14 protein-coding genes and 1 tRNA gene are annotated in these 13,940 nt (G+C 61.8%); 6 read left to right on the top strand and 9 right to left on the bottom strand.

From position 1 onward, the window contains the following. Positions 1-300: 300 nt before the first annotated feature. From SM130_RS12280 to nahK, 3 genes are all read left to right on the top strand, one after another. Positions 301-1,488: a porin gene (locus SM130_RS12280; protein ID WP_102825766.1), complete on the top strand. Its 1,188-nt coding sequence runs from the start codon at positions 301-303 to the stop codon at positions 1,486-1,488. A gap of 328 nt (positions 1,489-1,816) precedes the next feature. Next, on the top strand, positions 1,817-2,980 hold the full coding sequence (gene nosP / locus SM130_RS12275) for a nitric oxide-sensing protein NosP (protein WP_102825767.1): 1,164 nt from the start codon (positions 1,817-1,819) through the stop codon (positions 2,978-2,980). Further along, positions 2,949-5,549, top strand: coding sequence for a hybrid sensor histidine kinase/response regulator NahK/ErcS' (gene nahK, locus SM130_RS12270; protein ID WP_102825768.1), 2,601 nt, complete (start codon positions 2,949-2,951; stop codon positions 5,547-5,549). The genes nosP and nahK overlap by 32 nt, the downstream gene beginning before the upstream one ends. Positions 5,550-5,607: 58 nt before the next feature. On the opposite strand, the gene SM130_RS12265 is transcribed toward nahK, so the two are convergent. From SM130_RS12265 to tusD, 6 genes are all read right to left on the bottom strand, one after another. Continuing rightward, positions 5,608-6,609: a glutathione S-transferase family protein gene (locus tag SM130_RS12265; RefSeq protein WP_102825769.1), complete on the bottom strand. Its 1,002-nt coding sequence runs from the start codon at positions 6,607-6,609 to the stop codon at positions 5,608-5,610. An 84-nt stretch (positions 6,610-6,693) separates the two neighbouring features. After that, complete coding sequence (locus SM130_RS12260; protein ID WP_102825770.1) at positions 6,694-7,677, bottom strand: glycosyl transferase family protein; 984 nt, start codon at positions 7,675-7,677, stop codon at positions 6,694-6,696. Then, complete coding sequence (locus tag SM130_RS12255; protein WP_102825771.1) at positions 7,674-8,006, bottom strand: TusE/DsrC/DsvC family sulfur relay protein; 333 nt, start codon at positions 8,004-8,006, stop codon at positions 7,674-7,676. The genes SM130_RS12260 and SM130_RS12255 overlap by 4 nt, the downstream gene beginning before the upstream one ends. Further along, positions 8,003-8,305 (bottom strand): sulfurtransferase complex subunit TusB, encoded by a 303-nt coding sequence (gene tusB / locus SM130_RS12250; protein WP_102825772.1) that lies wholly within the window; start codon positions 8,303-8,305, stop codon positions 8,003-8,005. Before tusB ends, SM130_RS12255 begins: the two co-directional genes overlap by 4 nt. Further along, complete coding sequence (gene tusC / locus SM130_RS12245) at positions 8,305-8,664, bottom strand: sulfurtransferase complex subunit TusC (RefSeq protein WP_102825773.1); 360 nt, start codon at positions 8,662-8,664, stop codon at positions 8,305-8,307. The genes tusB and tusC overlap by 1 nt, the downstream gene beginning before the upstream one ends. Then, a complete protein-coding gene (gene tusD / locus SM130_RS12240) occupies positions 8,664-9,056 on the bottom strand; it encodes a sulfurtransferase complex subunit TusD (RefSeq protein WP_102825774.1) in 393 nt (130 codons plus the stop codon). Before tusD ends, tusC begins: the two co-directional genes overlap by 1 nt. Before the next feature lie 264 nt (positions 9,057-9,320). Between tusD and SM130_RS12235 the strand changes: the two genes are divergently transcribed. Then, a complete protein-coding gene (locus tag SM130_RS12235) occupies positions 9,321-10,589 on the top strand; it encodes an MFS transporter (protein ID WP_102825775.1) in 1,269 nt (422 codons plus the stop codon). Between the two features lie 116 nt (positions 10,590-10,705). Here the strand turns inward: SM130_RS12235 and SM130_RS12230 are convergent, their stop codons facing one another. Next, positions 10,706-11,374 (bottom strand): Bax inhibitor-1/YccA family protein, encoded by a 669-nt coding sequence (locus SM130_RS12230; protein ID WP_102825776.1) that lies wholly within the window; start codon positions 11,372-11,374, stop codon positions 10,706-10,708. A 128-nt stretch (positions 11,375-11,502) separates the two neighbouring features. Between SM130_RS12230 and SM130_RS12225 the strand changes: the two genes are divergently transcribed. Both SM130_RS12225 and SM130_RS12220 read left to right on the top strand, forming a co-directional pair. Then, positions 11,503-11,592 (top strand) — tRNA-Ser (locus tag SM130_RS12225). A gap of 332 nt (positions 11,593-11,924) precedes the next feature. Further along, on the top strand, positions 11,925-12,197 hold the full coding sequence (locus tag SM130_RS12220) for a DUF1652 domain-containing protein (RefSeq protein ID WP_102825777.1): 273 nt from the start codon (positions 11,925-11,927) through the stop codon (positions 12,195-12,197). Here the strand turns inward: SM130_RS12220 and SM130_RS12215 are convergent. Both SM130_RS12215 and SM130_RS12210 read right to left on the bottom strand, forming a co-directional pair. Continuing rightward, positions 12,186-12,806, bottom strand: coding sequence for a TetR family transcriptional regulator (locus tag SM130_RS12215; RefSeq protein ID WP_102825778.1), 621 nt, complete (start codon positions 12,804-12,806; stop codon positions 12,186-12,188). The genes SM130_RS12220 and SM130_RS12215 overlap by 12 nt on opposite strands. Before the next feature lie 64 nt (positions 12,807-12,870). Continuing rightward, positions 12,871-13,938, bottom strand: a complete 1,068-nt coding sequence (locus tag SM130_RS12210) for a putative urea ABC transporter substrate-binding protein (RefSeq protein ID WP_102825779.1) — start codon at positions 13,936-13,938, stop codon at positions 12,871-12,873. Between the last annotated feature and the right edge of the window lie 2 nt (positions 13,939-13,940).

Below are 13,940 nucleotides of genomic sequence, written 5' to 3'. Positions count from 1 at the left end.
CAGCGCCTGCCTGGCTTTCGGTCCTGCAGCCCCCTCGCGTCATCGATCTCGCTAACCCGACTTGCTTGCCGAATCCTTGCGTTCGCATCTGCTCGTGCGCAGAAATGAGCGGTGCGCTGCTTTGGGCGTACGACCTAAGCCTTGTCTTCCCGCTGCGCGGATGAGGTGCTTTGCGCGCAAGACGGCACCCGCGGCGAAAGTACTAGCCTTTCGCCGCCATCGCAGCGTATGTCCGCTTTGATGGCCTTTCGATAATCGCTCCCGTCACGACTGCTTGTCGTCAAAACCGCGGAGAGCGCCATGCACAACAACAAGAAAGCCGTATCAACCCTTCTGCCTCTGGTCCTGGCCAGCGCAATAGCCATGACCGTCAGCCAGTCGGCAATGGCGGAGATCGTTCTCTATGATCAGAACGACACCACTTTCTCCACCGATGGCTATTTCAATACCTTCTACGTGCACAGCGACGTGGATCGGGACGGCGAGCAGTTCGATCGCAAGCAGTCGCGGGTGAAGATGGGCTTCCTGCCCAACTGGATCGGCTTCAACTTCACCAAGCAGGTCGGTGACCTCAAGCTGGGCGGCCGCTCTTCGTTCTGGGTTTCGATCAACGATAGCGAAAGCAACGGCACCGAAACCGGCATCGATGTTCGTCAGTTCTACGCCACTGTCGCCAATGATCAGTGGGGTGAAGTCCTGTTTGGTAAGGACTTCGGCCTGTTCGGTCGCTCCAACATCCTGCTCGATGAATTGCTCAGCGGTTATGGTCAGGTGAGCGACACGCTGGGTCTGGTCGATGGTGGCGGTGTGTCCTTCGGCAACATTGGTACCGGCTACCCGTACCCGTTCCCGACCTCGCAGATTACCTACCGCTCGCCGAAGATGAACGGCCTGCGTATCGCCGCGGGCATCATGGACCCGGTGGATACCACCAACGACACCAATTCCACGCTGGATAAGGCCTACCAGGAAGCCCCGCGCTTTGAAACCGAGGTAACCTACGAGTTCGACCTGGGTGGCACCCAGTTCTACACCTGGATCAACGGCATGCAGCAGAGCTCGGACAATACCAACAGCAGCATCGAGAAAGTTGACTCCAAAGGTCTGGGCTATGGCGTACAGGCCAAGATGGGCAACCTGTCGTTGACCGCCTCGGGTTTCCAGGCCGAGGGTATCAACCCGTTCTTCACCAACAACGCTGGCGAAGCACTGCTGCGTGAAGTGGATAGCGATGGCTACCTGTTGCAAGGCTCCTACCGCTTCGGCAAAAACCGCGTGGCGCTGTCCTACGGTAAGACCAAGGACGACGGCAACGGTCTGGGCAGTGCGGCCGACTATGAAACTCGCGGCATCGCTCTGTTCCACAGCATCAACGACAACCTGACGTTGGTCGCCGAGCTGAACCAGTTCGAAATCGAAGGTCGCGACACTTCGACTCTCGACGAGGAAACTCGCACCTTCGCAGTAGGTGCGGCGCTCAGCTTCTAAGCGAGTAGCGATCGAGGGCGCGAATGACAGCCGAACCGTAGGTCGTGTCATCCGTTGCGATGCAGTGGTGTGTACGTTGATCGTCCCCACGCCCTGACTGCAGCGACACCGCTACATCCTGAAAGGCTGGCACCCGCAAGGGGCCAGCCTTTTCGCTATCTGCATGTCCCGACGGAATCGCCGTAGGCAGCGGAACTGTTGGGAGCCTGCGTTGTTTAGTCGCGATACTACCTAGGCAGGCCTTTACCGGTACTCAAGTAGCATTTTCGGGCCATATGCCCTGGCCAAGAATGGGGTCATCCGATTCAGGTGGTGCGGGGTATCGTGCGTGACCGATGAACAAGGCGAAGTAATCCGCACCGCGATGTCCGAGGCCCGGCTGCCCGAGACGGTGGCACAGGACCTGGCGCGCCAGCTGATGCATCCGCATCTGGGCTTCGTGCTGTTCTTCTGTTCGGCGGAATACGACCTGCCCGCGCTGGGCGATGCGTTGCGCGAGTACTTCGGCGGCGTGCGTCTGGTCGGCTGCACCTCGGCGGGTGAAATCACCTCGCAAGGTTACGGCCGCAGCTGCGTAACGGCGGTTGGCTTCGACCATCGCAGCTTTTCCATTGCCTGCGAGCTGATCGATGAGATGGACCGCTTCAGCCTGATCGAGGCGCAGCAGCTGGTGGAGCGTCTGGGCAGTGACTGTCGCAGCAACTCACTGGCGCCGATCAAGGACCACAGCTTCGCGTTGACCCTGCTCGATGGTCTCTCCAGCCGCGAGGAAGTGGTGCTCTCGGCGCTGAGTGCTGCGTTCGGCAGCATTCCGCATTTTGGCGGTTCGGCCGGCGATGACAACCATCTGAGCGACACCTACGTCTATTACGACGGCTGCTTTTACAGCAATGCGGCCATCGTGGTGCTGATCAATACCTGGCTGGACTTCGAGGTGTTCACCACCCATCACATCCTGCCGCTTGAAGACAAACTGGTGGTGACGCGCGCAGACAGCAACAGCCGCCGGGTCTATGAACTGAATGCCGAGCCGGCAGCCGAGGAATATGCGCGGCTGATCGGCGTTCCGGTCAGCGATCTCGACCATAGGCTGTTCGCAGCACATCCGCTGGCAGTGCGTATCAACGAGCACTACTACGTGCGCTCGATCCAGAAGGTCAACGAGGACATGAGCCTGACCTTCTATTGCGCCGTGGAGAACGGCATCGTGCTGACGGCCATGGAACCCGGCCCGCTGATGCCGAACCTGGAAGCCGTGTTCGAACGGTTGGAACAACGCCTCGGGCCTCCGCTGCTCACGATCGGCTGCGACTGCTTCCTGCGCCGCCTGGAAATCGAGGCCAACGACACCAGTGAGCAGACCTCGGCTTTTCTCCGACGCCAACAGGTGATCGGCTTCAACACCTACGGAGAGCAGTTCAATGGCATGCACATCAACCAGACCTTCACCGGTGTCGCCATTGGCCGACCCGGAGGCCGGGCAGGTCGCTGAGCTGCTGGCACGTCAGGCCGAACTCGAGCGCGAGAATCACAAGCTCAAACGCATCAACGCTGCGCTGATCGAGCGCGTCGAATCCAGCGGCGCCGGGCGGGATGCATCCTATGCGGCGTTCCAGCATTCGGTGGAACTGGCCGAGCAGGTGCGCGAACGCACTGATGCGCTGAATCAGGCAATGGCCGAACTCAAGGGCAGCAACCAGTTGCTCAGCGATGCGCGGCTGCGTGCGGAAACGGCTCACCAGCACCTGGTCGATGCCATCGAAAGCATTTCCGATGCGTTCGTGCTGTTCGACCGTGATCAGCGCATCGTCCTGTTCAATCGCCGCTTCAAGTCGTTATGGACGCGCACGCGCGCGCGCATCAATGCCGGCACGCGGCTGGCCGAGGTGCGGCGACTGGCCGAAAGCACCGGGCTGATCGTTGAGGAGCATCGTGGCAAGGGCGATGAACCCACGGTGTATCGCCTGAACAATGGCCGCTGGGTGCAGGTCAGCGAGCGGCCGACCCGTGAAGGCGGGCTGGTGATTCTCTACACCGACATCACTGAGGTGAAGGTCAGCGAAACCATGCGCCGCGAGCAGGCGCTGGCGCAGAAGTCGCGGCTGTTGCAGCGCGCGGTGGACAATCTGTCACAAGGCGTTGCGATGGTCAGCGCCGAGGGCGCGCTGGAACTGTGGAACCGGCGTTTTCTCGAACTCTGCGGGCTGGCGCCGATCGAGGCGCACCGGCCGTTCGAGGAGGTCATGGCCGACAGCGAGCTGACCTTGCTCACCCCCAACAGCCGTGACGCCCGCGGCCGGCCGATTCGCGAGCTGGAGCAGCGATTGTTCGACGGTCGCGTTCTGGAAATCCGCACCCATGCGTTGCCTACCGGTGGCTTCGTCAATACGTTCACCGATATCACCGAGCGCTACCGCCATGCCGAGGCACTGCGTGAAAGCGAGCGCTGGATTCGCCTGATTACCGACCATGTACCGGCGCTGATCGCCTATGTGTCAGCCGATCTCATCTACGAGTTCACCAACAAGGTTTATGAAGAATGGTATCGCTGGCCCAGCGACGGCATGCTCGGCCAGTCCTTGCGCGAGGTGCACAGTGGTGAGCACTGGCGGCAACTGGAGCCGTACATCGACCGGGCGCTGTCGGGCGAAAGCGTCAGTTTCGAAATGGCCGAGCGCAACCATGCCGGCCAGCAGCGTTACATGCTTCGTTCCTATGTGCCGAACCGGCAGGCCAATGGCGACGTGGCCGGCATCTTCGTGTTGATCCAGGACATTACCGACCGCCGACGTACCGCCGAGGCGCTGCATCAGGCTTATCAGAACCTCGAACAGCGAGTGCGCGAGCGCACCGCCGAACTCACCAGCCTCAACGACCAACTGCTGCGTGAAATCGACGAACGCAGCAATGTCGAGGCGCGCCTGCGCGAAGCCAAGCGTGAGGCGGAAGTGGCCAACCTCTCGAAGACCAAGTTTCTCGCTGCGGTCAGTCACGATCTGCTGCAGCCGCTCAACGCTGCGCGGCTGTTTACCAGCGCCTTGCTCGAGCAGCCGGGCGCACTCAATGGCGGGCTGATCCGCAACATCAGCAATTCGCTGGAAGACGTGGAAAACCTGCTCGGTACGTTGGTTGACATTTCCAAGCTGGATGCCGGCGTGATCAAGCCGGATATCGCCCCGTTCGCCGTAAGCGAGCTGCTGGAAAACCTCGCCATGGAGTTTCGCCAGATCGCCGGGACCGAGCAGCTGCAGCTGGATTTCATCCCCTGCTCGGCACTGGTGCGTAGCGACATCCAACTACTGGCGCGCATCCTGCGCAACCTGCTGACCAACGCCATTCGCTACACGCCGCAGGGGCGTGTATTGCTGGGTTGTCGCCGGCATCGGCAGAGCCTGTCCATCGAGGTGTGGGACACCGGTATCGGCATTGCCGCAGACAAGCTCGAGGAAGTCTTTCAGGAATTCAAACGTGGGGATGGCGTGCGTCCCAATCAGGATCGCGGCCTGGGGCTTGGCCTGGCGATCGTGGAAAAGATCGCGCGCATCCTCGGCCATCGCATCCGCGTCAGCTCCCATCCGGGACGCGGCTCATGCTTCGCCATCGATGTACCGCTGGCCAAGCGTGCGCCGAAGGCACGGCCCGAGCCGAGCACGACCGAGCTACTGTTGCAGCGTCTTCAGGGCGCCCGGGTCTGGGTACTGGATAACGATACGGCGATCTGCGCGGGCATGCGTACCCTGCTGGAAGGTTGGGGTTGCAAGGTGATTACCGCGCTTTCCGAAGAGGATCTGGCGCGGCAGGTCGACAACTTCCACGCCGAGGCGGACCTGATGATTGCCGATTACCACCTGGATAACGGCCACACCGGCATCGACGTGGTCGCCACGGTGAATGCGCGACGCGCCAGCCCGTTGCCGGCGTTGATGATCACGGCGAACTACAGCAACGAACTCAAGCAGCAGGTGCGTGAACTGGGCCATATGCTGATGCACAAGCCGGTGCGGCCGATGAAGCTGAAGACCGCCATGTGCCATATGCTCGAACACGGCACGGCGGGGTAGAGGCACGATTGGCGCGGCAGGCACGTTCGGCCAAGCCATCACTGTGGTACGGCCGCGTTCAGCTCTGGCGCGTCCATATTCCGCGTCCCGCAAGCCGCTCGCGGTCATGCGGGCGATGGAGGCCGAGAGCCGGGCCTTTGGGAACGATGCCGTTGCCGTTGATCTGCCGGTGGCTGGCGTAGTAGTGGCTCTTGATATGGTTGAAGTCCACTGTTTCGGCTATGCCCGGCCATTGATACAGCTCGCGCAGCCAGTTCGACAGGTTCGGATAATCCTCGATTCGGCGCAGGTTGCACTTGAAGTGCCCGTAGTACACCGCGTCGAAGCGCACGGCTGTGGTGAACAACCGCCAGTCGGCTTCAGTCACGTATTCCCCGGTCAGATAGCGCTGTTTGCCAAGGCGCCGTTCCACCCACTCGAGCTCGCGGAATAGCTCGTCGAAGGGTTCTTCGTACGCTTCTTGGGTGCTCGCGAAGCCGGCGCGATACACGCCATTGTTGATCGCCGGATAGATCCGCGCATTGAGCGCATCGATCTCACCGCGTAGCGGCTCGGGGTAAAAATCCAGGCGCGAGCCAGTGAGATCGTCGAATGCGTTGTTGAAGATGCGGATGATCTCGGCGGACTCGTTGTTGACGATGCACTGGCGTTCGCGATCCCACAGCACGGGAACGGTGACCCGTCCGGAATAGTCCGCGTCGTCGCGGGTGTAACGTTGGTGCAGGTAGTCGAGATCGTCCAGTGCATCGCCGCTGGAGCCGGTGGCCTTGTCGAACGTCCAGCCGTTCTCCGCCATCAGCCAGCTGACCACGGACACGTCGATCAAAGAATCGAGGCCTTTGAGTTTGCGGTAGATCAGCGTGCGGTGAGCCCAGGGGCAGGCTAGAGAAACGTACAGGTGGTAACGGCCGGCCTCGGCCGGAAAGGCCGTCTTGCCGCCCGGGCCCGGCGAACCGTCCCGGGTGATCCAGTTGTGGCGCTTGGAGTGTTCTCGCTCGAACCTGCCGTCGCGGTTTGCGTACCAGCGGTCATGCCACTGGCCATCTATCAGTAATCCCATTTTTTCCTCCTGTTGCGGCATAGGAGGGCAGTCTAGGAAGCATGGTTCGATTAATGTGACCGAACGGCGGGTTAATCCTATCGCTTAAATCGATGAATGGCGTGCCTGCCAGTAGGCTCGAGCCTGCTCGAATGCAGCCTCGCGCTCTATCCCCAACCCGCGCAAGGCGAGCGCCATGGTGGCAACTACCGCCAGCTCGCCATACGCATCGTTCTGCTCGCCAGTCCAGGCGGCGAGTAGCTGCTGCGGATCGAGTTGCGCGGGCTTCACGTGGCGCCGCTCGGACAGTGCGGGCCATTCCTCGTCCCACGGCGCACCGCCGGTGGTGCCGTAGAGGTGGGAGATGTTGTCCGGGTTCATCTCGATCTCGCCACCTTCGCCCTTGATCACGATGGCGTGATCGCCGAGCAGGGTGCTGGCCTGGCGGTGGGCGTCCTGATAGCCGGGGTGAAAGATGCTCTGCAGGCCACAGCGGGCGCCGAGCGGGTTGAGCAGGCGCGCCAGTGAGTGCACCGGCGAGCGCAGGCCGAGCAGGTTGCGCATGTCGATCATGCGTTGCAGCACCGGCATCCAGGCACCCAGCGGGATGAACGCAAGATTGCTCTGTTCCAGTGCTGCGCCTACCTGCTCCCAGTTCTCGCAGCGACGAATGCCGAGCAGCTCCAGTTGCTGTTCGGTGTAGATGCGGCCGGCGGTGTGCGCACCACCGCCATGCAGGAGGATGCGCACGCCATTATTCGCCAAGCATTTGGCTGCCAGCAGGTACCAGGGCAGATGACGCTTCTTGCCGGCATAGCTCGGCCAGTCGATATCGACTGGGATTGCGGGTGCCTGCACGCGCGCGCGCACCGCCTCGGTGAAGCCGGCCAGCTCTTCGGCACTTTCTTCCTTGTGCCGCAGCAGCATGAGGAAGGCACCGAGCTGAGCGTCCTCCACCTTGCCGTCGAGCAGCATGCCCATGGCTTCGCGAGCCTCTTCGCGGGTCAGGTCGCGGGCGCCGCGCTTGCCCTTGCCGAGAATGCGCACGAAGGCGGCGAAAGGATGTTCTGCAGGCGTTTCGAGGCTCATAGGCAATTGTTCGGTTTTGGCAGCCCGGCCAGCTTGGCGGCCAGTTTCGCAGGAGTGCCCTTGAACAGGCGGTTGAGGTGCAGGCTGTTGCCTTTTTCCGGGCCCAGCTTGAGCGCGGTGTACTTGATCAACGGACGCGTGGCCGGCGACAGCTGGAATTCGGCGTAGAACTCTCGCAGCAGCCAGAGGATTTCCCAATGCTCGGCTTTCAGCTCGAGCTCTTCTCGGCAGGCCAGCGCTTGTGCGGCGGCCTCGTTCCAGTCAGCGAGATCGACCAGAAAGCCGTCCTTGTCCAGGGCGATCTCCCGCCCGCTGACGAACAGGCTCATAGCCAGCTGTTGACCCGCTCGTAGCGGCAGGTCAGTTCGACGAAGGCGGCATAGTCCAGCAATTGCACACGAGCGGGCAGGGCACTGAGCGCACGGGCTTGCACGTCCTCCTCCAGCGCGAACACGGCGACCTGTTCCGGCAGCCGCTCCAGCTCGGCCGCAGGCTGTGTACCTGCCGTCAGGGCGTACGTTGCATCGCCAGTCAGCAGCAGGGCGTCGGTATCAGCCAACAGCGGCAGGCAGCTGGCGAAGCGGCCATCGGCAAAAGGTGTGTGGGAAAGCAGATGCAGGGTTGCCATCAGATCGTGATCACATGGTCATAGCGGTTGAACAGGGCACTCAGGCCGGCGTCGTCGAGCACTTCGACGGGCAATGCCAGAGCTGATTCATTCAGGTTGCGCTCGGCCAGGCTGCGGCGTGCGGCAAACAGTGCATCGATGCCAAACAGTGGCAGTGCCTGCAGATTCGCCGTCAGGTCTTTCTGCTCGACCGAAGTGGCCCGCTGAGAAGCGGTAAGCTGAAACACGCCGTCATCGAGAAACAGCAGCCCCAACGGCAATTCGAAGGCGCCGCCGGCCAGTACGATATCCAGCGCCTCGCGCGCCGACGGGCCGGCCCAGGGAGACTGACGGCTGATGATCAACATGGAACGTGCCATCAGTGACCTCCGAAGCAGACGAGGCGATCCGCTTGCTGCGCCGCTTCATGCAGTTGACCAAGCCCCGATAGCTCCCAGCCCGCGGCAAGATTCGCCGCCGGGCGCTGGTAACGCAGCGCCTCGCCGGCATCCAGCACGCCACGACGCAGGCCGGCGGCGATGCAAACCACGCCGTCGAGCTGATTTGCGGCCAGGAAGCGGCTCCATTCGGCGGCCACGTCAAGTTCATCCTGTGCCGCGACGATATTTGCCGAGGCGCTATGCACGCCGTCCTGATAGAAAAACAGGCGGACGATTTCATGTCCGCCGGCAAGCGCGGCTTCGGCAAAGCGCAACGCACGGCGAGCAGCGGGCGAATGAGGTGGGGCGAACAGGGCGATTGCGAATTTCATCGGGGCACCATGGCAAAACAGCCGACATGATACGCCCAGCGGCCGGCCTGAAGAATCCCGGTCGGCGGCATGTGCATGCTGTTTCGCGATTGGAGCACCAATGGCAAGGGCGCGCCGACTCGGCCTGGGTGCACCGGAGACGTTCCGAATTTCGCGCGTACCGCGTCAGCAGGCCACCGGTCCGGTCGTGGTTTGCCTGGCATGACGGCCCTCCGGTAGATTGGCTCGCCTTCGGCCCCGTCGTGGGCGCCGTCTGGATATCCAATGTCTGTTTCCGACGCCTCTACCTCTTCCACCTCCGTCTACCGCCAGCCCGGCTTCCTGCCGTTTCTGATCAGTCGTGTACTGGCTATGTTCGCCGTGCAGATCCTCGCCGTGGTGGTGGCCTGGCAGGTGTACGACATGACTCGCGATCCGCTGTCGCTGGCCTTTGTCGGTCTCGCGCAATTCGTGCCGATGTTCCTGCTGCTGATGCCGGCGGGCGATCTGATCGACCGCTACGACCGCAAGCGCATCCTCTCGCTCAGTTGGGCGCTCGAAGCGGTCTGCGCAGCGGCATTGCTGTGGCTGTCACTGAGTGACGGAGCGGTGGGCCGTTACTACATCGTGCTGGTGTTTTATGGCTGCGCGCGCGCCTTTACCGGGCCGGCGCTCTCCAGCCTGTTGCCGCAGATCGTGCCACGTGAGCGATTGGCCGCAGCGATCGCCGCCAACAGCATGATCGTGCGCGGGTCCACCATTGCCGGGCCGGTATTCGGCGGTGGGCTCTATGCGCTGGGCGGTGGCGGACTGACCTATGCCGCCTGTCTGGCGTTCTTCTTGGCTGCAATTGCGCTGTTGCACAGCGTGCAAGTGCGTTATGCCGAAGCGATGCAGGCGCTTGAATCTACGGCCTGGCAGCGCTTCACGGCAGGCATTCGCTTCATCCGTTCGCGGCCGATCATCCTGGGCACCATCTCGCTGGATCTGTTCGCCGTACTGCTCGGCGGCGTGGTCGCGCTGCTGCCGATCTATGCGCAGGAAGTACTGGAAGTCGGGCCGACCGGCCTCGGCGCGCTGCGCAGCGCCATGGCTCTGGGCGAGGTAATGGTGGGCTTCTACCTGAGTACGCGACCGTTCAATCGCCATGTCGGCATGACGATGTTCATCGCGGTGGCGGTGTTCGGTCTGGCCAATACGGTGTTCGCGTTATCCAGCCTGTTCTGGCTGTCGTTCGCTGCTCTGTTCGTTGCTGGTGGCGCGGATATGGTCAGCATGTACATTCGCTCGTCGTTGATCCAGTTCTCTACGCCCGATGCCATGCGCGGTCGGGTCAATGCCGTGAACATGCTCTTTATCGGCTCGTCCAACGAGCTCGGTGAGTTCCGTGCCGGCTTCAGCGCCTCCTGGTTCGGCGCGGTGCCAGCGGCACTGCTGGGCAGCGTCAGCACGCTGTTGGTGACCGGCGGCTGGATGCTCGGTTTCAGAAGTCTGCGGCAAGTCGATCGGTTCGAGGATGCCGCGCCACAGGCGCGGACGGAGAGGGGCGACTGAGCAGCTATAAGGCTGAGCCGTGATAAATGTGTCGCCCCAAAACGAAAAAACCCTGCGAAAGCATGGCTCTCGCAGGGTATCGGGAAACCCGCCGGAGCGGGTTCGCCAAGCGTGTATCAGTCGTCGCCGCCGAAGATGCCCAGCAGCTGCAGCAGGCTGATGAACAGGTTGTACAGCGAGACGAACAGGCCGATGGTGGCCATAATGTAGTTGCGCTCGCCGCCGTGGATGATGGCGCTAGTCTGGAACAGGATGCAGGCCGAGGAGAACAGCACGAAGCCAGCGCTGATCGCCAGTTGCAGCCCGGTGATCTGGAAGAAGAAGCCCGCCAGCATGGCACCGATCAGCACGAAGAAGCCCGCGGTGATGAAGCCGCTGAGGAAGCTCATGTCCTTGCGGGTGATCAGTACGTAGGCCGACAGTCCGAAGAACACCAGTGCGGTCATCGACAGCGCCGAGCTGATCAGCTGACCACCGTTGGCCAGGCCCAGATACATGTTGAGGATCGGGCCGAGGGTATAGCCCATGAAGCCGGTCAGGGCGAAGGTGGAAACCAGGCCCCATACCGAATTGCGTAGCTTGGCGGTGAGGAAGAACAGGCCATAGAAGCCGATCAGCACCACGAAGATGTTCGGGTAAGCGGCGTTGGCCTGCATGGCCATATAGGCAACCAGGCCGCTGAACGCGAGCGTCATGGCCAAGAGCCCGTAGGTGTTGCGCAGGACCTTGCTGACCTCGCGCTGTTCGACCTGCGTGTGGCTAAGCGCGTATTCGTGTTCGTGCATGGCGACACTCCTTGGATGAATTCAAGCCTGAGACGATTTGTCCCGGATCATAGCAGAGGCAAGCGAGATGCCTAGCATCAGTGTTTGACAGTGTATTTCTATCCGGTAATATTGCGCCCGCTTTATCCGGAAGTGTGGCCGAGTGGTTGAAGGCAGCGGTCTTGAAAACCGCCGAAGGGGAGACTCTTCCCAGAGTTCGAATCTCTGCGCTTCCGCCATCTGAAAACCTGAAGGCCCCGTATTCCGGGGCCTTCAGCGTTTCTGGGGTGCGGAAAACAGCATGTTTTGTCCCGGCTTGGTCCCATTGGACGCTTACCCTGTGGACGCATTCCCGTGAGCTCACGGCCTCGCTGATCGTTCTGTTTCTCCCTGACTCACGCCATCATTGATGTCTCCCGTCCCGATCTTGCCGCATCGATTTGTCCTGAACCCGTGTGGGTAGCGACCTGTACGGGCTCAAGTCCGCCCTGTGGCGGAGTTGGCATTTGCCGTCGGTGGCGATGCGCCAGCTGCTGCTAGAATGCGCCGCCTGACAAATGGAGTTGTCGCTATGAAGCGTTTCAGGCAACCGGAGGCTTTCGCCCAGGTTCAACAGCATTTCGAGCCGCTGGTGGTCAGCGCACGAATGGACTCGCCATCCACGATACGGGTGATGCTCATCGACGAAGCGGCCGGAGAGTCATTGCTGCTCACCGGGCTGCCGTGTCGCATATCGCTTTCCCAGGCCGACATCACTGGCCTGATCAACACCATCGACCTGGATGCCGCTGCGCTTCGACCGGCGCTGCTGAGCAAGCTCAAGCGCCCACGGCTACTGGGCTGATGCGCCCGTTGTAGCGCCGGGGATTGCCAGCGCAAACAGGCTGCGCGCCATCAGGGGCGCCTGTTCTCTAAGCGAGAACAGCTTCGGTGACAGCAACCAGGTATGGGTGATACCCATCAGGCTCGAATAGAGCAGAACAGCGAGTGAGCGCGCCGATTCTTCATCCGCTTGCGCCTTCGCGATCAGTTCTTCCAGCAATTGCACCATCGCCCGGGTCAGCTTGCGTTCGCGTTTCAGCGTGCTGGCCATCTGCGCGGTGAGTTCGGTCTTGTTCAGCAGGATCTCGAAAGACTGGCGGTACCAGCGATCTTCCAGCAGCAGTCGAAACCACTCGCTGATGAAGTGTTCCAGCGCAGCGCGCGGATCGGCGGCACGTTCTCGGCTTTGTTCGATCAGCCGCTCTAGGGGCACCTGGGAATAGCCGAGCACTGCTTCGTACAGTTCGTCCTTGCTCTTGAAGTGCCAGTAGATCGGCCCCCGGCTGAAGCCGGCGGCTTCGGCGATCATCGCCAGGGTGGTGTTGGAATAGCCGTTGCGGCTGAACAGCTCAAGTGCCGCGGCGATTACCTTTAGGCGGGTCTGCTCAGCGTCTTCTTTGGTACGGCGCATGGGGCTCCTCAGAATGCGCAGTGGCCACGCAGCGTGCCGTCGCCGGACGCTACGTGGCAAGGCTTTACAGCGCGCCGTCGGCGGCCATCTGCATGTAGCGGGTGTCGAAGCGCAGCTTCAGGTTGCCCTGGTCACCGAGCGCGCCGGCCGGCATGTCGATGCCGACGAAGTCTGCCGAGTCGGCACCGTCGCCCAGCAGACCATGGTCGAAGGAGAACTTGCGCACGCTGTCCATGGCTTCATGGGCCGGCTCGCCAGAGATAAAGGCGACCGCTTCGGCTGGTTGGAAGAACATGTGCGTGCCCTTCAGCTGCGCCTCGTAGCCGGCCTGGTCGGTGCCCGATGCAGCACCCAATTGGGCACGCAGTTCGGCGCCCTCCGGCGTATCGCTGGCCATGATTGCCATCACTTCGTACCAGGCGCCGGTAACCGCCTTGCCGAAAGCCGGGTTGTCGGCCAGGGTCTCGCTGTTGACGATCAGCAGATCCTTGACGTGGCCCGGTACGCTGGCCGAATCGAAGACCTGGTGCGCGTCGGGCGCGGCCGCCACTTCCTGCAGCAATGGGCTCCAGGTGGCGACGTTACGCACGTCGGCGGTGCTGAAGGCGGCAACGATGTCAGCATCCGAGGTGTTCACTACCTTTACGTCTTTCTCCGATAGGCCGACGCTGTCCAGCGCCTTGGCCAGGATGTAGTGCGACACCGACAGTTCGACCAGATGCACCTGCTGGCCCTTGATCTGCTTGAGGTCGTCGGTGCCTTTCATCACCAGCCCGTCGTTGCCGTTGGAATAGCTGCCGACGATCAGCGCGGTGGTATCGACGCCACCGGCTGCCGGGATCGACAGCGCATCCATGCTGGTGGCGACCACGCCGTCGAACTGACTGGCGCTGTACTGGTTGATGGACTCAACGTAGTCGTTGATCTGGCTGATGTTCACCTCGATCCCGTACTTGTCCGCCCACTTCTTCATGATTCCGGACTCGTCGGCGTACTTCCATGGCATCCAGCCAACGTAAATGGTCCAGGCGAGATTGAAGGTCTTTTTCTCCTCGGCCTGGGCCAGCGGGGCGAGGGCGGCGAGGGCGATGGCCCCGGCGCAGAGCAGCTTTTTCATCATGGTGCCGTGCATGG

The sequence above is a fragment of the Stutzerimonas stutzeri genome (assembly GCF_038561965.1).
GTDB lineage: Bacteria > Pseudomonadota > Gammaproteobacteria > Pseudomonadales > Pseudomonadaceae > Stutzerimonas > Stutzerimonas stutzeri_AA.
This window is presented reverse-complemented; position numbering and strand designations above follow the sequence as displayed.